This is a genomic window from Bradyrhizobium sp. LjRoot220 (assembly GCF_964252915.1).
In the GTDB taxonomy this organism is placed as follows: domain Bacteria; phylum Pseudomonadota; class Alphaproteobacteria; order Rhizobiales; family Xanthobacteraceae; genus Bradyrhizobium.
On sequence record NZ_CAXUPS020000011.1, the window covers coordinates 64,283 to 81,526 of the forward strand.

At 62.7% G+C, this 17,244-nt stretch carries 14 protein-coding genes; 4 read left to right on the top strand and 10 right to left on the bottom strand.

What is annotated here, in order from left to right; all coding sequences use genetic code 11:
* Window positions 1-4 precede the first annotated feature (4 nt).
* A complete protein-coding gene (locus tag ACSQ84_RS31780) occupies window positions 5-1,045 on the bottom strand; it encodes a branched-chain amino acid ABC transporter permease (protein ID WP_436215687.1) in 1,041 nt (346 codons plus the stop codon).
* A gap of 176 nt (window positions 1,046-1,221) precedes the next feature.
* Here ACSQ84_RS31780 and ACSQ84_RS31785 point away from each other — a divergent pair, with 176 nt between their 5' ends.
* Window positions 1,222-1,740, top strand: coding sequence for a MarR family winged helix-turn-helix transcriptional regulator (locus ACSQ84_RS31785; RefSeq protein WP_436215688.1), 519 nt, complete (start codon window positions 1,222-1,224; stop codon window positions 1,738-1,740).
* Between the two features lie 142 nt (window positions 1,741-1,882).
* Here the strand turns inward: ACSQ84_RS31785 and ACSQ84_RS31790 are convergent, their stop codons facing one another.
* The 4 genes from ACSQ84_RS31790 to ACSQ84_RS31805 all read right to left on the bottom strand — a co-directional run bounded on the left by ACSQ84_RS31790 (window position 1,883) and on the right by ACSQ84_RS31805 (window position 8,344).
* Window positions 1,883-4,018 carry an EAL domain-containing protein gene (locus ACSQ84_RS31790; protein ID WP_436215689.1) on the bottom strand — a complete coding sequence of 712 codons (2,136 nt, stop codon included), beginning with the start codon at window positions 4,016-4,018 and terminating at the stop codon, window positions 1,883-1,885.
* Window positions 4,019-4,201: 183 nt separating this feature from the next.
* Window positions 4,202-5,485, bottom strand: a complete 1,284-nt coding sequence (locus ACSQ84_RS31795; RefSeq protein ID WP_436215690.1) for a glycerate kinase type-2 family protein — start codon at window positions 5,483-5,485, stop codon at window positions 4,202-4,204.
* 229 nt (window positions 5,486-5,714) lie between these two features.
* Entirely contained in the window at window positions 5,715-6,944 is a 1,230-nt protein-coding gene (locus ACSQ84_RS31800; RefSeq protein WP_436215691.1) for an ABC transporter substrate-binding protein, read from the bottom strand.
* Window positions 6,945-7,114: 170 nt separating this feature from the next.
* A complete protein-coding gene (locus tag ACSQ84_RS31805) occupies window positions 7,115-8,344 on the bottom strand; it encodes an ABC transporter substrate-binding protein (protein ID WP_436215692.1) in 1,230 nt (409 codons plus the stop codon).
* A gap of 24 nt (window positions 8,345-8,368) precedes the next feature.
* Here ACSQ84_RS31805 and ACSQ84_RS31810 point away from each other — a divergent pair, with 24 nt between their 5' ends.
* Window positions 8,369-8,551 (top strand): hypothetical protein, encoded by a 183-nt coding sequence (locus ACSQ84_RS31810; RefSeq protein WP_436215693.1) that lies wholly within the window; start codon window positions 8,369-8,371, stop codon window positions 8,549-8,551.
* Window positions 8,552-8,578: 27 nt separating this feature from the next.
* Here the strand turns inward: ACSQ84_RS31810 and ACSQ84_RS31815 are convergent, their stop codons facing one another.
* The 5 genes from ACSQ84_RS31815 to ACSQ84_RS31835 all read right to left on the bottom strand — a co-directional run bounded on the left by ACSQ84_RS31815 (window position 8,579) and on the right by ACSQ84_RS31835 (window position 12,939).
* On the bottom strand, window positions 8,579-9,595 hold the full coding sequence (locus ACSQ84_RS31815; RefSeq protein WP_436215694.1) for a branched-chain amino acid ABC transporter permease: 1,017 nt from the start codon (window positions 9,593-9,595) through the stop codon (window positions 8,579-8,581).
* A gap of 2 nt (window positions 9,596-9,597) precedes the next feature.
* Complete coding sequence (locus ACSQ84_RS31820; RefSeq protein ID WP_436215695.1) at window positions 9,598-10,476, bottom strand: branched-chain amino acid ABC transporter permease; 879 nt, start codon at window positions 10,474-10,476, stop codon at window positions 9,598-9,600.
* A 10-nt stretch (window positions 10,477-10,486) separates the two neighbouring features.
* Window positions 10,487-11,200, bottom strand: coding sequence for an ABC transporter ATP-binding protein (locus ACSQ84_RS31825; RefSeq protein ID WP_436215696.1), 714 nt, complete (start codon window positions 11,198-11,200; stop codon window positions 10,487-10,489).
* Window positions 11,197-11,994 carry an ABC transporter ATP-binding protein gene (locus ACSQ84_RS31830; protein ID WP_436215697.1) on the bottom strand — a complete coding sequence of 266 codons (798 nt, stop codon included), beginning with the start codon at window positions 11,992-11,994 and terminating at the stop codon, window positions 11,197-11,199. Before ACSQ84_RS31830 ends, ACSQ84_RS31825 begins: the two co-directional genes overlap by 4 nt.
* A gap of 81 nt (window positions 11,995-12,075) precedes the next feature.
* Window positions 12,076-12,939 (bottom strand): IclR family transcriptional regulator, encoded by an 864-nt coding sequence (locus ACSQ84_RS31835; RefSeq protein ID WP_436215793.1) that lies wholly within the window; start codon window positions 12,937-12,939, stop codon window positions 12,076-12,078.
* A gap of 162 nt (window positions 12,940-13,101) precedes the next feature.
* On the opposite strand from ACSQ84_RS31835, the gene ACSQ84_RS31840 reads away from it, so the two are divergent.
* Window positions 13,102-15,195 (top strand): 3-hydroxyacyl-CoA dehydrogenase NAD-binding domain-containing protein, encoded by a 2,094-nt coding sequence (locus ACSQ84_RS31840; protein WP_436215698.1) that lies wholly within the window; start codon window positions 13,102-13,104, stop codon window positions 15,193-15,195.
* Window positions 15,196-15,459: 264 nt separating this feature from the next.
* Window positions 15,460-17,139, top strand: coding sequence for a dicarboxylate--CoA ligase PimA (gene pimA, locus ACSQ84_RS31845; RefSeq protein ID WP_436215699.1), 1,680 nt, complete (start codon window positions 15,460-15,462; stop codon window positions 17,137-17,139).
* The last annotated feature ends 105 nt before the right edge of the window (window positions 17,140-17,244 follow it).

A 17,244-nucleotide genomic window follows, 5' to 3' on the forward strand; every position in this document is an offset into this window, starting at 1 on the left:
ACAGTCAGTCCTTCTCTTCCTCGACCGCGGGCGCCGCGAGCGAACGCAGCACCAGCACGGGAAGGATCAGCGTGAAGACGATGACCTCCTTGAAATTGCTGGCGTAGAACGAGGAGAAGGCCTCCACGCTGCCGACCACTAGGGCGGCGACCGCGGTCAACGGATAGCTCACAAGGCCGCCGATGATGGCGGCAATAAAACCTTTCAGGCCGATCAGGAAGCCGGTGTCGTAATAGAGTGTCGTGATCGGCACGATCAGGATTCCCGAAATCGCGCCGATGACGGAGGCGAGCAGGAAGGCGATCTGTCCCGACAGCGTGGTCCTGATGCCGACGAGGCGGGCGCCGAGGCGGTTGACCGCGGTGGCGCGCAGCGCCTTGCCCATCAGCGTGAAGCCGAAGAACAGCCACAGCGCGATGATGAAGGCGATGGTCAGGCCGTAGACGGCGATGCTTTGCCCGGTGAAGCGCAGCGGTCCCACGGTAAAGGCGGCACTCGACAGCGGCGGTCCGCGCAGGCCTTCGGCACCGAAGAACACGAGGCCAAGGCCCTGCAGCGCGAGGTGGCAGCCGACCGAGGCGATCAGCAGCACCAGCACCGAGGTGTGCGCGAGCGGCTGAAACGCGATGCGGTAGAGAAACAGCCCGATCGCCGCGACGATCAGCAGCGACAAGGCGATATTGACCGCAATCGGGGTTTGGGGACCGGCCAGCGCGTAGGTCAGGGCCAGAATCGCCGCCGGCAGCACGATGTTGAGCAGCACCGAGCGCGCCAGCAGCTTGAAGCGGAGCGACCGCCGCGCCGTGTATAGATCGAGGGCGAAGGCCATCACGCCCATCGCGACCGCCAGCCGCGCGGTGCCCGGTACCTGACCGGTCGCCAGCATGGCGTAGCTCAGCGCGCCGTAGGTCACGAATTCGCCCTGCGGGATCAGGATCACGCGCGTGACGGCAAACACCAGCACCAGCGCCAGTCCGAGCAACGCATAGATCGCGCCGTTGGTGATGCCGTCCTGCAGCAGGAACAGCATGATCGTCGTATTCAAGACTTGGCGCTCCCCCTCACGCGTCGCGCCGGTCTTGACCCCAAGGGCTAGCCGGCGGTCCGGTATCGGCAGTTGAAAGACGCCGACATTTGATATAGTCTATAACAATTATCAAACATAACCTCAAGGCCCGGAACACTGGCGGACCTTTTTATCGGGATAGCGAAGCGCGAGCGATGACAGTTTCCAAGGCCGCCACCGACGCCGTCAAGCCTTCCCGCGCCAACGGCAAGGAGGCTGTCGATGCTGCAGCTGACAACGCCGCCCTGCAAATGGGCGAATTGTCCGACCTGCTCGGCTATTCGCTGAAGCGGGCGCAACTCCGGGTGTTCGAGGACTTCCTGCGCTGCGTCGCGCCGCTGCAACTGACGCCGGCGCAATTTTCGGTGCTGCTGCTGCTCGACAAGAATCCCGGCCGCAACCAGACCGAGATCGCCAATACGCTCGGCATCCTCCGGCCGAATTTCGTGGCGATGCTCGACGCGCTGGAAAGCCGCGATCTCTGCACGCGGATGCGTTCGACCAACGACCGCCGCTCCCATATCCTGATGCTGACCGACAAGGGCCGCGCGGTGCTGGCGCGCGCCAAGAAGCTCGTCGCCACCAAGCACGAGGCCCGCCTCAACGAAGTGCTCGGCCCGGCCAATCGCGTCGCGCTGCTCGAAATGCTGTCGAAGATCGCCGCCGAGTTTTAGCCAGCCCGTCATTCCGGGGCATCGCACAGCGATGAACCCGGAATCTCGAGATTCCCCGATGTGCAATTGCACATCTGAGGTTCGCGCTGCGCGCGCCCTCAGATGCGCAATTGCGCATCGGGGAATGACAGTGGTGGATTAATCAGGCCGCGACGATACGGCCGAGCTTCGCCGCATTCCCCGTCAGGAACAGCCGCTCGATCTCGCGGGCGGGAAGCGGCTTGCTGAACAGGAAGCCCTGCATCTCCGTGCAGCCTTCGGACGCGATGCGGTCGAGCTGCTCCTTTGTCTCCACGCCTTCGGCGGTGGCCGTCATGCCCATGCCATTGGCGAGCGCGGCGACTGCGCGCACGATGTTGAGCGAGCCCGAGTTTTCCGTGATGTCCTTGACGAACGAGCGGTCGATCTTGATCTTGTCGAATGGAAAACTCTGCAAGTAAGTCAGCGAGGAATAGCCGGTGCCGAAATCGTCCATCGCGATCCGGATGCCAAGCTCGCGCAGTTGATGCAGCACCGCGAGAGTCGCTTCCTTGTTGTGCAGCAGCACGGTTTCGGTGATCTCGATCTCCAGCCGGGCAGGGTCCAGCCCGGATGCGGCCAGCGCGCCTGTTATCACCCGCATCAGGCCGGGGCTGCGAAACTGCACCGCCGAAATATTGACGGCGATGTGGAGGTTATCAGGCCATTGCGCCGCGGTGGCGCAGGCCTCGCGAATGATCCATTCGCCCATCGGCACGATAAAGCCGATCTCTTCCGCCAGCGGGATGAAGGCGGCCGGCGAAATCATGCCCTTGGTCGGATGATTCCAGCGGATCAGGGCTTCAAATCCGCTGATCTCGTTGCTCGCCAGATTGACCACCGGCTGATAGTACAGCTCGAACTCGTCCGCGGGCAGCGCCTTGCGCAGATCCTGTTCCATGACGCGGCGCGTCTGCATCTGCAGGTCCATCACCGGCTCAAAGAACCGGAATGTGCCGCGTCCGTCGCCCTTGGCACGGTACAGCGCGAGGTCCGCATTGCGCAGCAGCTTGTCGGGGCTCATGCCGTCGCCGGGGCCGACCGAGATGCCGATGCTGGCGCCGATCACGGCCTGGTGGCCGTCGATGTCGTAGGGCTCGCTCAAAAGGCCGATGACGCGCTGCGCCAAAGACGTCGCGTCGGCGGGATCCGCGATCGGGGCCTGCACGATGACGAATTCATCGCCGCCCATTCGCGCAATGGTGTCGGTGTCGCGAACCAGCCCGCAGAGCCGCTCGGCGACGATCTTCAGAAGCTTGTCGCCGGCGTGATGACCAAACGTGTCATTCACCGCCTTGAACTGGTCGAGATCCAGGTGATGAACCGCGACGGTCTCCTCGCGGCCCAGCGCATGTTCGAGCCGCTCGTTGAGCAGCACCCGATTGGCAAGATCAGTGAGCGAATCATGGTGCGCCATGTATTCGATCTTGACCTCGGATTGCCGCTGTTCGGTGATGTCCTCGTGCGTGGCGACCCAGCCGCCGCCCGGCATGGGCCGGTGGCGGATCTTGAACGTCTTGCCGTTCTTCAGGTCGACGATGCTGTCCTTTGCGACGTTGAAAATCGCCACGTTGGTGCGCCAGTGCAGGTATTCATCGCGGGTCATCGCGGGGAAGCTGCCGGCTTCGAAGCGGAGATCGACGACTTCCGTCAGCGGCGTGCCGGGGCCGACGCGGCCGAACGGGATGTCGTACATCTCGACGAAACGGTCGTTGCACACGATCAGGCGGTGGTCGGTATCGAAGAAGCACAGCCCCTGCGACATGTTGTTGATCGCGGTGTCGAACTGGATGTTGCGTATCCGCAACGTCTCTTCCTGCGCCTTTCCAAGTTCGTACTGAGTCCTCAGCCGGGCATGGAGTCCTTCGCGCTCGGTAATGTCCTCGTGGGTCGCCATCCCGCCGCCGCCGGGCACCGGGTAGACCGTGTAGGCGATGATCCGGCCGTCGGTGAACTGCTGGACCGTGGTGTCGAGTGCAATGTCCTGCCCGACGCGCTGGCGAACATAGTCATCGGGCGCTACCGGCACCTTCAGGCCGAGCTTCAGCCGGTGCCGGATCAACTCGCTGGTCGGCGTGCCCGGCTTCACCTGTTCGGCCGAGAGCCCGTACATCTCCGCGTAGCGCTTGTTGCAGAAAACGACCTGCCGCTTCTCATTGAAGACGACAATTCCAAGCGACAGATGATTGATGGCTTCTTCGAGCCGCGCACTCAGATGCGCTGGCTCGGGACAGATGGCACCCGCAGCAATATCGACCATTTCCGTGTCCCCTGCCGCGATTTGCGGCACCCCGGCGATAAGGAGGGACCCATTAAGGACCAGGCTGGTGAATTGCAGCTTTGAGAGGCTGCAACGGCCGGCGGATTCCCGAGATTATCCTCAACAAAGGGTTAACATTCCGGGGCTGGGCCGACGAAAATCCAGGGACCGTCCAGCCGAAACTCAGTCGACCAGAATCACCCTGACGTCGTTGACATTGGTCAGCGTCGGACCGGTCAGCAGCAGATCGCCCGTGGCCACAAAAAATGCCGTGGCGTCGTTGTTGTCCAGATAGGCCTTGGGATCGAGGCCAAGCGATTTCATCCTGGCAAAGGTGGTCTGGTCGATCATGGCCCCTGCGGGATCGCTGGCGCTGCCGGCGCCGCCATCGGCGCCGTCGGTATCGCCGGCCAGCGCGCAAATGTCCGGTGTCTCCTTGAGCAGGCTCGCCAGCGCCAGCGCGTATTCCTGGTTGGGACCGCCGCGGCCATTGCCGCGCACCGTCACGGTGAGTTCGCCGCCGGTCAGGATCGCGGTCCGCTTGCCTTCGCTGCGCGCCTTGAATGCCAGTTGCGCATGTGTGGCCGCGACCTCGCGTGCCTCGCCCTCGAGATCGGCGCCGAGATCGATGACGGCGTAACCCGCATCCTGTGCGATCCTGGCCGCCGCTTCGAGCGACGCCTTGGGCCGCGCGATCAGTTCGAACTCGGCACGGGAAAAAGCAGAGTCGCCGGGCTTGCAGCTCTCATTGTTGGGGTCTTCCAGTGCACGCCAGATGGCGTCGTCGACGGCGAGATTGTACTTCGCGACCAGCGCGCGGGCGTCCGCCAGCGTGGTCGGATCCGGCACCGTCGGCCCCGATGCAATCGCCGAAGCGTCGTCATGCGGCACGTCGGAGATCGCCAGCGTGACGATTTCGGCGGCGCGGCTGCCGGCGCGTGCCAGCCGGCCGCCCTTGATGCGCGACAGGTGCTTGCGGACGATATTCATCTCGCCGATCGGCGCGCCCGAGCGCAATAGCGCGCGGTTCACCTGCTGCTTCTGCGCGAAGGAAACGCCATCAACCGGGGCGATCCAGTTCGCCGAACCGCCGCCGGACAGCAGCACCAGCAACAGATCGTCGGCGGTCGCCTCTGCCGCGAGACGCAGCGTGTCGTCGGCGGCCTTCAGCCCGGCTTGGTCGGGCACGGGATGGCCGGCTTCGACCACCCTGATCCGCCGTGTCGGCACGCCATGGCCGTGCCGGGTGGTTGCAATGCCGGTGAGCCGTTGCGGATCGAGCGCCAGCGTCTCGAGGTAGTACCGCTCGGCAGCTGCAGCCATCGCCGCGGCGCCCTTGCCGGCGGCAAGGCAGATCACCCGGCCCCTGGGTGCGGGGCGCAGATGCGCCGACAGCACGACGTCGGGATGCGCGGCCGCGACGGCCGCATCGAAGATCGCACGCAGGAGGGGGCGTCGGTCGGTCATTGTTTCTCGGCGGCCGGTCATCGCAGATGGGATTCCGTTATCCATCCAAATGCCGCAAAAGAAAACCCCCGTGGACGGCGCCACGGGGGCGATGTTGAGCCAATATGAGGCGATCGGGATTCCGGATCGCTAGAGGTTCGGTTCTGATTGTATCAGAATCGAACCTCTAGATTCTTGTTTTGACGCGTTTTCTTTGCGCGAACCGGTAACCACTTCGCTCGAAAACGCGCTAGCCGCCGGCGTCACCGGAGAGAATTTCGCCGAAGCGTTCCCAGGTCTCGCCCTTGAACCTGATCAGTTGCATCTGCGAGATCGGCGCAAAGTCGGTGGCCGACGTGTTGACCTTGATGCCCGGCAGCAAGCCTCCGAGTTCCAGGTCCCTGATGCTGGCGGCCTGCTTCATGACGTTCTCGCGCGTGAGGTCATCGCCGCAAGCCTTCAGCACATGCACCAGACCCTGGGCGACGGTGTAGGCGTATATCACGTTGGCATCGGCGCGGTTGGCCTCCGGATAATACTTGTCCAGAAACTCGTTCCAGGCCTTCATGCCGGCATCGTTCTTCCACTGCGCATCCGTGGGATCCTTCAGGTATTGCGACGAGATGATATCCTGGGCGTTTTCCACGCCGGCCGGCTTGATGACGCTGCCGATCGAGGCCGAGACGTTGTTGAGGAAGTGCAGCGGCTTCCAGCCGATTTCGGCGTTCTTCTTGATCGCCTGCGCCGCGAACTTCGGCGTGGTGATGTTGATGAACACGTCGGCGCCGGTCGATTTCAGCTTGACGATGTGGGAATCGATCGTCGGTTCGGAGACTTCATAGCTTTCCTCGATGACGATCATCGATGCGGCCTTGGCGCCAAGCCCGTCCTTGAAGCCCTTCAGATAATCCTTGCCGTAGTCGTCGTTCTGATAGAGCACCGCAATCTTGGCGTTCGGCTTCTCCTTCAGGATGTACTTGGCGTAGATCTGGGTTTCGCTCTGGTAGTTGGGCTGCCATCCCGTGGTCCAGGGAAAGGTCCTCGGATCGTTCCACTTGGTGGCGCCGGTGGCGACGAACAGCTGCGGCACCTTCTTGGTGTTCAAGTATTTCTGGATCGCGGAATTCGGCGGGGTACCGAGCGGATTGAACACCAGCAGCACTTCATCGCTTTCGACCAGCTTGCGGGCCTGCTCGACGGTCTTCGGCGGGCTGTAAGCATCGTCATAGCTGATGAAATTGATCTTGCGGCCGTTGATGCCGCCCTCGGCGTTGATCTTCTTGAAATAGGCCTCCTCGGTCTTGCCGATCACGCCATAGGCGGAAGCAGGGCCGCTATACGGCATGATGTTGCCGATCTTGATTTCAGTATCGGTGGCGCCGGTGTCATATTTTTTTTGAGCGAGCGCGCCGTTGCCCGTGGCTGCGAACGCAATGAACGCGGCCGAGGCAATGGCGAGTCTGCTGGTAGCAATAGGCATTCCAAGTCTCCCTTTTGAGATGTTTTTGGTGCAAGCGTCATGCTCTCTTGTTGGTTGCCATTCGCGCATGACGTGGCGGGATTGAATACGATTTGGCGGCAGGCAGCAAGAAAAAGCCCCTGCGGCGAGACCGCAGGGGCTGCTTCTTTGGTAGTCAGGCCGGCTGGGCGTTAGCCGCCAACGTCGCCGCTGATGACCTCGCCGAAGAGTTCCCAGGTCTCGCCCTTGAATATCATCAGTTGCAATTGCGAGATCGGGGCAAAGTCGGTCGGTGACGTGTTGACCTTGACGCCCGGCAACAATCCGCCGAGTTCGAGATTCTTGATGCTGGCGGCCTGCTTCATGACGTTGGCCCGGGTCAGATCGTCGCCGCAGGCCTTCAACACATGCACGAGGCCTTGCGCCACGTTGTAGCCGTACATCACTGCGCTGTCGGCGCGATTGGCTTCCGGATAATACTTGTCCAGGAACTCGTTCCAGGCCTTCATGCCCGGATCATTCTTCCACTGTGCGTCGGTCGGATCCTTGAAGTACTGCGACGAGATGATGCCCTGCGCGTTCTCGAATCCGGCCGGCTTTATCGTGCTGCCGATCGAGGCCGAGACGTTGTTGAGGATGTGCATCGGCTTCCAGCCGATCTCGTTCATCTTCTTGATCGCCTGGGCGGCGAACTTCGGCGTCGTGACGTTGAAGAACACGTCGGCATTCAGCGACTTCAGCTTGACGATGTTGGAATCGATGGTCGGCTGCGAGACTTCGTAGCTTTCCTCGATGATGATCATCGACGCCGCCTTGGCGCCGAGCCCGTCCTTGAAGCCCTTCAGATAGTCCTTGCCGTAGTCGTCGTTCTGATAGAGCACCGCGATCTTGGCGTCCGGCTTGTTCTTCAGAATGTACTTCGCGTAGATCTGCGACTCGCTCTGGTAGTTGGGCTGCCAGCCCATGGTCCAGGGGAAGTCCTTCGGATCGTTCCACTTGGTGGCGCCGGTGGCGACGAACAGTTGCGGCACCTTCTTGGAGTTCAGGTACTTCTGGATCGCCGTATTGGGCGGGGTGCCCAGCGGATTGAAAACCAGCAGGACTTCATCGCTCTCCACCAGCTTGCGTGCCTGCTCCACCGTCTTCGGCGGGCTGTAGGCGTCGTCATAGCTGATGAAGTTGATCTTGCGGCCGTTGATGCCGCCTTCGGCGTTGATCTTCTTGAAGTAGGCGTCTTCGGTCTTGCCGATCACGCCGTAGGCGGAAGCGGGGCCGCTGTAGGGCATGATGTTGCCGATCTTGATTTCGGTGTCGGACGCGCCGGTGTCGTATTTCTTTTGTGCAAGCGCACCGCTGCTGGTGGCGGCGAGCAATGCGAGGGCAGCCGAAAAGGCCCCCAATCGCAAGTTGATAGCAGGCATGTTTTTCTCTCCCTGGAGACCACGATGAATGTGTCGTTGTTGTTGTCGCTGGAGCGCTTCTCGGCTCCTGTCTGTATTGAATACCTTTCGCCCTCGCCGGGCAAACAAAAAGCCCCCCGCGACGTGGTCGCGGGAGGCGATATTTTAGCCGGCGATCCGGGCGAGCCGCCCGTGTTGCGGAATATTAATTATGAAGTTCGCCGCTGACGATGTCGCCGACAAAGGCCACTGATGTCAATTTTTCTTCATCAGCTTACCCAGCAGATGCTGCGCCATCATTGCGACCTGCCTTGCGCCGTGCGGCACCAGGAAGATGACGAGGAACAGCAGCACGCCGAACACGGCGCCGGAGAGGCCCTTGGAAATGCCCTCCGCGATGTTCGGCACGAAGATGATGAAGGCCGCACCGATGATCGATCCCGGCAGCCAGCCGACACCGCCGACGACCATGCCGAGGAACAGCTGGATCGCAAGGTTGACGGTGAAGCTGTCAGGCGCCACGAACTGCACGGCGATGGCGCCGAGGCCGCCGGCAACGCCGGTGATGCCGGCAGAGACGCCGAACGCCAGCGTCTTGTACAACGCGACGTTGATGCCCATCGCGGAAGCCGCGATCTCGTTGTCGCGGATCGCCATGAAGGCGCGCCCGGAACGCGACTTCAGCAGGTTCACCGACGCGAGGTAGATCCCGATCGTGATCGCGAGGGTGAAGTAATACAGCCACATGTCCTGGCCCATCTTCATGCCGAACGGCGCATCGGGCTTGGTCACGACCAGACCCTGTACGCCGCCGGTCCAGTGTTCGAAGAAGCCGAGCTTGAGCAGTTGCGGCATGGCGACCGCCAGCGCGAAGGTCGCCAGCGCGAGGTAGACCCCGGAGAGCCGCAACGCGGGCTGGCCGAACACGAAGCCGAAGGCAAAGCAGATCACGCCTGCGATCGGCAGCGTCAGCGCATAGTTCATGCCGCTGTATTCCATCAGGATCGCCGACGTGTAGGCGCCGACCGCGTAGAACGCGCTCTGGCCCAGCGAGAACTGGCCGCTGCCGCCGGTCAGGATGTTCAGGGCGAGCACTGCCAGCCCGAGATAAAGAATCTGCGTCATCTGGAAGATGATGAAGTTCTTGACGAACATCGGTGCGATGATCAGCGCGGCCAGCACCACCAGCGAGGTGCCCAAACCGAGCGTCATGGCTCGCTTCGGAACGGCTTCGACGGCGGGTGTTTCTACGACTTCTTCAGCTGCGCTCATGATCAAACTCGCTTCACGATGGGCCGGCCCAACAGCCCAGCCGGTTTGACAACCAGGACGGTGATGATCAGCGCAAGCGCGATCGGCAGTTTCAACTCGTTACCGACGCCGGGAATGTAGGTCCCGGCGAGATTTTCAAAGACGCCGACCAGGAAGCCGCCGATCACGGCGCCGAGCGGGCTGGACAGGCCGCCGAGCACGGCTGCGGCAAATCCGTAGATCAGCACGCCGCCCATCATGTTCGGCTCCAGGAACACCACAGGCGCGATCAGGATGCCGGCGATCGCGCCGATCGCCGACGCCATGCCCCAGCCCAGCGCGATCATCCACGACACGTTGATGCCGACGAGGCGGGCCGATTCAGGCAGCGACGCGGCGGCGCGCATCGCAAGGCCGATCCGCGTGTACTGAAAGAACACGAACAGCAGGACCAGCAGCAGCACAGTGACGCCGATCATGCCCGCCTGGTGGGTCGAGATCAGCTGGCTGCCGAGGAAGGGCGAGGATCCGAACGGCGTCGGATACTGCTTGATGGTGAAGTCCCAGATCAGGCCGGCGAGCGAGTTGACGATCGCGAACAGGGCGATGAAGCCGGCGACGTTGGTCAGGATAGGGGCCTTGGCCAGCGGCTTGAACAGCAACCGCTCGATGGCGATGCCGCCGATAAAGGAGATGATCAGCGTGGCCAGGAAGGCCCACCAGTAAGGTATGCCCCACTGCATCAGCTGCCAGGAAATGAAGGTCGAGAACATCGCCATTTCGCCCTGGGCGAAGTTAAGATGGTCGATCGCCTGGTAGATCATCACGACGGCGAGCGCCATACAGGCATAGATCGCGCCCGTGGCAATGCCGGCCAGGACTTGGTTGGTGAACAGCTCCATGGCCTATTCCTCAATAACCGAGATAAGATTTACGGACGTCTTCGTTGGTCGCGATGTCCTTGGCGGCGCCCGACATCACGATCCGTCCGGTTTCGATCACATACGCATGGTCGGCGAGTTCCAGCGCCAGTTGCGCGTTCTGCTCCACCACCAGGATGGTGACCTTATCCTCACGGTTGATCTTGCCGAGGATCTTGAACAGGTCGCGCACGATCAGGGGCGCGAGCCCGAACGACGGTTCGTCCAGCAGCATCAGCCGCGGCCGCAGCATCAGCGCACGCGCGACCGCGAGCATTTGCTGCTCGCCGCCCGAGAGCGTTCCGGCCTGCTGGGTATGGCGTTCCTTCAGCACCGGGAAATGCGCGTACATGCGCTCGATGTCGGAAACGATGTTCTTCGAGTCGCTGCGGGTGATCGCGCCGAGCTGCAGATTCTCTTCCACCGTCATGGTGGTGAAAGTGCCGCGGCCCTGCGGCACATGCGCAATGCCGAGACGGACGACGTTTTCGGTCGAGCGCCCTGACAGTGGTTTGCCCTCGAATTCGATCGCGCCGGTGGAGCGCACCATGTTGCAGATCGCCCGCAGGGTGGTGGTTTTGCCGGCGCCGTTGGCGCCGAGCAGCGTGGTCAGGCTGCCTTCGTTGAGCGAGAAGGAAAGGCCGTGAAGTGCCTGGACCTGGCCGTAATAGGCCCGCAAATCCTTGACGTTGAGCATCGCGGTCATTGGTCCTTGCTCCCCAGATAGGCCTTGATGACGTCCGGGTCGGCCTGGACCTGGGCCGGTGTTCCCTCGGCGAGCTTGCGGCCGAAATTGAGGGCGACGACATGGTCGGCGATCGACATGACAAGACCCATGTGATGTTCGACCAGCAGCACCGTCATGTGGCGCTCGTCGCGAATGCGGCGGATCAGATCGCCGAGCACGTGAACTTCCTCGTGGTTGAGACCGCCGGCAGGCTCGTCGAGCAGCAGGATCTTCGGGTCGGCGGCCAGCGCGCGCGCCAGCTCGACGCGCTTCTGGGTGCCGAACGGCAGGCCGGATACGATGGTGTGCGCGACGTCTTCGAGGTTGAGGTAGCCGAGGATCTCGTGGACCTTCTTGTTGACCTCGGCTTCGCCGCGGCGAACCCAGGCGAGCTTCAGCGAGTCGCTGATGATGTCGCTCGAGGTGCGCGCATGGGTGCCGACCCGGACATTGTCCATCACCGAGAGGTTGGGAAACAGCGCGACGTTCTGGAAGGTGCGGCCGATGCCGATCTCGGCGATCCGGTGCGGCGGGCGCGTCAGGATACTTTGGCCTTCCATCAGGATATCGCCGGAAGACGGCTGATAAAGCCTGGAGAGGCAATTGAAGAGCGTCGTCTTGCCGGCGCCGTTCGGTCCGATCAGACCAAGGATGGCTCCCTTGTGCATGTCAAAGGACACGCCATTCAACGCGATGATGCCGCCGAACACGACGCTGACGTCGCGAACCGCAAGCAGGGGAGCATTTCCCTGCGCCAGTTGTGCCCGCGTCATCGCGCCTCGCCCAAGTGACTCATGGAGTGACTCACGGAGCGGGAATGACCGCGCGAAAACTTGCGCCGGCCATGATGATGGCTACCTGATCCCCTCGACCACACGTGCAACTTTCCCTCCTGCTTTCAACTTCTTGTTTTCTGCTTTTTTGGATTGCGGGGCCGCGCCGCCCAGCGCCGCCTCGATGTTCCTTACCATCGTCACGAGGCGAGGTCCAATGTCGTTGATCAAGCGATCTTCCGTGAAACGGAAAGCGGGCGCGCCACAATTGAAGGCATACGGTCCGGTTCCGTCGTTGAGCTTCAACGCCACGCCGACCGCGTGCACATCGTCTTGCCATTCGCCTGCGGAGATCGTGAAGCCCTGACGCGCAACCATTTCGCCTGCGCGCTCAATGCCGTCCCGCATCCGGGGCCAGCGACTGCCGTAATGTTCGCGCAGTTCGCGCAACAAAGCGGTACGCTCGTCGTCGGGTAGTGCCCAGATATAGGCACGTCCCATCGCGGTGGTCGCGATCGGTACCCGCGAACCGACGTCGAGCTGCACGCCGAGCAAGCCGTTACGGCTCTGGCCGAAATAGATCATGCTGTGACGGTCGCGGCCGCCGACCGCAACGGCGCCGCCGGTCTCGCGCATCAGCTCTTCACGGTAAGGTTCGGACAAATGCCGAACGCCGAGATTGGCCAGCGCGGCATAACCCAGGGCCATGGCTGATGGCGCAAGCTGATACTTTTCGAACCGTGGAACGGGTGTAAGATAGCCCAGCTTGGTCAAGGTGTAGGTCAGCCGGGAAACGGTTGGCTTCGGCAAATTAGTACGGGCAGCGATCTCTTGATTGCCGAGAAGCCCGTCGTTGGGATGGAATGCGCGCAACACATCAAGTCCGCGGGAGAGCGCGACGACGAAGCTGCGATCAGTCGCCGCTTTCTTCCCTGGACGTTTCATTGTCTGCTGCTTTGCTGAGCTCGTTGACAAGGGACGTGCTTCAAAATAACCCTCCCTGTCAAGATGTGGAATTTAATTTCGCAGTGCGAAATCAACAAAACGCCGTAGCCACTCAACGCAAGTTCGAGCGGCAATCCAAAAACAGGCATCAGGGAGAGTCCCGTGAACGAAGTCGTAAAACTCGAACGTCATGACGCCATCGCCATCGTCACGGTCAACAGCCCCCCGGTGAACGCGCTCAGCGCCGCCGTGCGTGGCGGCATCTTCGACTGCATGAAGGCTGCGATCGCTGATCCGGAAGTAAAGGCGATCGTGCTGACCTGCGACGGCCGCACCTTCATCGCCGGCGCCGACATCACCGAATTCGGCAAGCCGCCGAAGCCGCCCGGCCTGCATGAAGTACTGGTGGCGATGGAGAACTCGCCGAAGCCGATCGTTGCCGCGATCCACGGCACTGCGCTTGGCGGCGGTCTCGAAGTTGCTCTGGCATGCCACTACCGCGTCGCCACCAAGGAAGCCAAACTCGGCCTGCCCGAGGTGAAGCTCGGCCTGTTGCCCGGCGCCGGCGGCACACAGCGCCTGCCGCGCGCAATCGGCCCTGAAATGGCGGTCAAGATGATCGTCAGCGGCGATCCGATCGGTGCCGCCGAGGCCCTCAAACACGGCCTGATCGAGGAAATCGTCGAGGGTCCAGCCACCGGCGGCGAAGCCTTTGCGCTCAAGGTGCTGGCCGAGAAGCGCCCGCTGCGCAAGCTGCGCGACGACGATTCTAAGCTCGCCGCGGCGAAAGCCGATATTTCGATCTTCACCAACGCGGTTGCCGCATTGACCAAGAAGGCGCGCGGGCTGGAAGCGCCGTTCGCCGCGGCGGACGCCGTGCGCGCCGCCATTGAGCTGCCGTTCGACGAGGGGCTCAAGAAGGAGCGCGAAGGTTTCCTCAAGCTGGTGTCGTCGGACCAGTCCAAGGCGCAGCGTTATGCCTTCTTCAGCGAACGCGAGGCGGCAAAAGTCGCCGGCGTTCCCGAAGGCACAAAGCCGCGCAATGTCGAGCGCGTCGCCATCATCGGCGCCGGCACCATGGGCGGCGGCATCGCGATGTCGTTCGCGAATGCCGGTATCCCGGTGACGCTGATCGAGACAGGCGAAGAGCAGCTCAAGCGCGGTATGGGCGTGATGCAGAAGAATTACGAAGCGACCGCCGCGCGCGGTGGCATCCCAGCCGATGCTCCGGCCAAGCGCATGGGCCTGATCACGGGCGTGGTCGGCCTCGAGAACGTCAAAGATGCTGACCTTGTGATCGAGGCCGTGTTCGAAACCATGGCGGTCAAGAAGGAAGTGTTCACCGCGCTCGACAAATACGCCAAGAAGGGCGCCGTACTGGCTTCCAACACCTCCTATCTCAACATCGACGAGATCGCGAAGGTGACCAGCCGGCCGCAGGACGTGCTCGGCATGCACTTCTTCTCGCCGGCCAACGTGATGAAGCTGTGCGAGATCGTGCGCGCCGACAAGACCGCGCCGGATGCGCTGACCACGGCGGTGTCGATCGCGCGCAAAATTGCAAAGGTGCCGGCGGTGGTCGGCGTCTGCGACGGTTTTGTCGGCAACCGCATGCTCGCCCAGCGCGGCAAGCAGTCCGAAAAGCTGTTGTTCGAAGGCGCGTTGCCGCAGCAGGTCGATGCTGTCGTGACCAAGTTCGGCATGCCGATGGGCCCGTTCGCGATGGGCGATCTGGCCGGCCTCGATATCGGCTGGCGCTCGCGCAAGGATCGCGGCATCAAGTCTGAGATCGCCGATGCGCTGTGCGAAGCCGGCCGCTTCGGCCAGAAGACCGGCAAGGGCTATTACAAGTACGAAGGCGGCTCGCGCTCGCCGATGCCCGATCCGGAAGTCGAGAAGCTGATCGCCGAAACCCTGCAGCGCCTCGGCCGCAAGACCCGCACCGTCAGCGACGACGAAATCCTCGAGCGCATGATGTACCCGATGATCAACGAGGGCGCGCGGATCCTGGAGGAAGGCATCGCGGCGCGTCCGAGCGACATCGACGTGATCTGGCTCTATGGCTATGGCTGGCCGATCTATCGCGGCGGCCCGATGTTCTACGCCGACCAGGTCGGCCTCAAGCACATCGCGGATCGGCTGTCGTATTACGCCAAGGAAACCAACGATCCCTCGCTCGAACCGGCGCCGCTGCTCAAGCGCCTCGCCGCGGAGGGCAAGACCTTCGCGTCGCTGGCGCAGTCGAAAGCGGCGTGAGTCGGTGACGCGCATGTGCTCTGCCCCGTACCTCAACCCGTCGTCCCTGCGAACGCAGGGACCCATACGCCGGGGCGTAGCGATGTGGCACTCGGGTAGAGACCTGTTTTCAAAATCGCGGTCGGGGGTTATGGGTCCCTGCGTGCCGCCTTCGCTGAAGCTTCGGCGGGCCACATATCACAACCCCGGCGAAGCCTTGGCGGAGACGGGTCGCAGGGACGACGTGCGGAGAGATGGTGCCGCGCCTCGTTTGCACGGGCGCCCATGACCCATCTCGGCGAACAGTTCTATCCGCAAGGCGTTCACTGGGACGATCCGCTGCCGCGCGGCACGCTGCCTGACCTGTTGTCGGCGGCGGCCGCCGAGTTCGGCGCGCGCCCCGCGATCGAATTTCGCGACCGGCCGATCAGCTACGCCGCGCTCGAATCCCTGGTGGAGACGGCAGGCTCGGCCTTCCTGCGCGCCGGCTGCGGCAAGGACAGTTCGGTCGCGCTGTTCCTCGGCAATTCGCCCGATCATCCCGTCAATTTCTTTGGCGCGCTGAAGGCCGGTGCCCGCATCGTGCATCTCAGCCCGCTCGACGGCGAGATCGCGCTGTCGCACAAGCTGTCGGATTCCGGCGCGCGCGTGCTGGTCACCAGCAACCTGTCGGCGCTGTTGCCGACGGCGCTGAAGTTCCTCGACAAGGGTCTGCTCGACCGCCTGATCGTTTGCGAGGACGATGATTGGGGCAAGGTCGGCACGCCGCAGACGGTGCTGCCGAACCATCCGGCTGTTATCACCTACAGGCAGTTCACCGACGGCGCGCCGAAGCCTTCGCAATGGCCCGACATCAGCGCCGACGATGTCGCGCTGTTGCAATATACCGGCGGCACCACGGGCCTGCCGAAGGGCGCGATGCTTAGCCACGGCAATCTGACCTCGGCGGTGTCGGTCTACGACGTCTGGGGTGCGCCGTCGCGTGCCGAGCGCAATGCGATCGAGCGCGTGATCTGCGTGCTGCCGCTGTTTCATATTTATGCGCTGACGGTCGTTCTGCTGTCGTCGATCCGGCGCGGCAATCTGATCTCGCTGCACCAGCGCTTCGATGTCGAGGCCGTGATGCGCGACATCGAGGTGAAGCGCGCCACGGCGTTCCCTGGCGTGCCGACGATGTGGATCGCCATCGCGGCGCTGCCCGATCTCGACAAGCGCGATCTGTCCTCGCTGGTCAGCGTCGGCTCCGGCGGCGCGCCGCTGCCGGTCGAGGTCGCGCGGATCCTGGAGCAGAGGGTCGGCATGAAGCTGAAGAGCGGCTGGGGCATGACCGAGACCTGCTCGCCCGGCACCGCGCATCCCAAGGAGGGGCCGGACAAGCCAGGCTCGATTGGCTTGATGCTGCCGGGCATCGAGATGGACGTGGTGTCGCTCGACGATCCCACACAATTGATGCCGGTCGGCGAGGTTGGCGAAATCCGCATCCGCGGGCCGAACGTCACCAGGGGTTACTGGAACCGGCCCAAGGAAACCGCCGAAGCTTTTGTTGGCGACCGCTTCCTGACCGGCGACATCGGCTACATGGATGGCGACGGCTATTTCTATCTGGTCGACCGCAAGAAGGACATGATCATCTCCGGCGGCTTCAACGTCTATCCGCAGATGATCGAGCAGGCGATCTACACGCACCCGTCCGTGCAGGAAGTGATCGTGATCGGCATTCCCGACGATTACCGCGGCGAGGCCGCCAAAGCCTTCATCAAGCTGCGCGCGGACGCCAAGCCATTTACGCTGGAAGAGTTGCGCGCGTTCCTCAACGGCAAGCTCGGCAAGCATGAAATCCCGGCCGCGCTCGAGTTCGTCGATGAACTGCCCCGCACGCCGGTCGGCAAGTTGTCGCGTCATGAATTGCGTCTGCGTCAGCCTTCGCCGCAGAAGCAGCAGCTCGTATCAGGAGGTCGTTCGTGAGTGAGGCGATAACCCCTCCACCGTCGTCCCTGCGAACGCAGGGACCCATACGCCGTGTCTTCGGTGGATGGAAGATGGAGCCAGTTGCCTTTGCTGTAACAAACG

Excerpts from the sequence above, each read along its gene's own strand:
- ACSQ84_RS31785 (WP_436215688.1), top strand. The coding sequence starts at position 1,222 with ATGACAGTTTCCAAGGCCGCCACCGACGCCGTCAAGCCTTCCCGCGCC.
- ACSQ84_RS31790 (WP_436215689.1), bottom strand. The coding sequence starts at position 4,018 with ATGGTCGATATTGCTGCGGGTGCCATCTGTCCCGAGCCAGCGCATCTG.
- ACSQ84_RS31795 (WP_436215690.1), bottom strand. The coding sequence starts at position 5,485 with ATGACCGACCGACGCCCCCTCCTGCGTGCGATCTTCGATGCGGCCGTC.
- ACSQ84_RS31800 (WP_436215691.1), bottom strand. The coding sequence starts at position 6,944 with ATGCCTATTGCTACCAGCAGACTCGCCATTGCCTCGGCCGCGTTCATT.
- ACSQ84_RS31805 (WP_436215692.1), bottom strand. The coding sequence starts at position 8,344 with ATGCCTGCTATCAACTTGCGATTGGGGGCCTTTTCGGCTGCCCTCGCA.
- ACSQ84_RS31810 (WP_436215693.1), top strand. The coding sequence starts at position 8,369 with ATGAATGTGTCGTTGTTGTTGTCGCTGGAGCGCTTCTCGGCTCCTGTC.
- ACSQ84_RS31815 (WP_436215694.1), bottom strand. The coding sequence starts at position 9,595 with ATGAGCGCAGCTGAAGAAGTCGTAGAAACACCCGCCGTCGAAGCCGTT.
- ACSQ84_RS31820 (WP_436215695.1), bottom strand. The coding sequence starts at position 10,476 with ATGGAGCTGTTCACCAACCAAGTCCTGGCCGGCATTGCCACGGGCGCG.
- ACSQ84_RS31825 (WP_436215696.1), bottom strand. The coding sequence starts at position 11,200 with ATGACCGCGATGCTCAACGTCAAGGATTTGCGGGCCTATTACGGCCAG.
- ACSQ84_RS31830 (WP_436215697.1), bottom strand. The coding sequence starts at position 11,994 with ATGACGCGGGCACAACTGGCGCAGGGAAATGCTCCCCTGCTTGCGGTT.
- ACSQ84_RS31835 (WP_436215793.1), bottom strand. The coding sequence starts at position 12,939 with ATGAAACGTCCAGGGAAGAAAGCGGCGACTGATCGCAGCTTCGTCGTC.
- pimA (WP_436215699.1), top strand. The coding sequence starts at position 15,460 with ATGACCCATCTCGGCGAACAGTTCTATCCGCAAGGCGTTCACTGGGAC.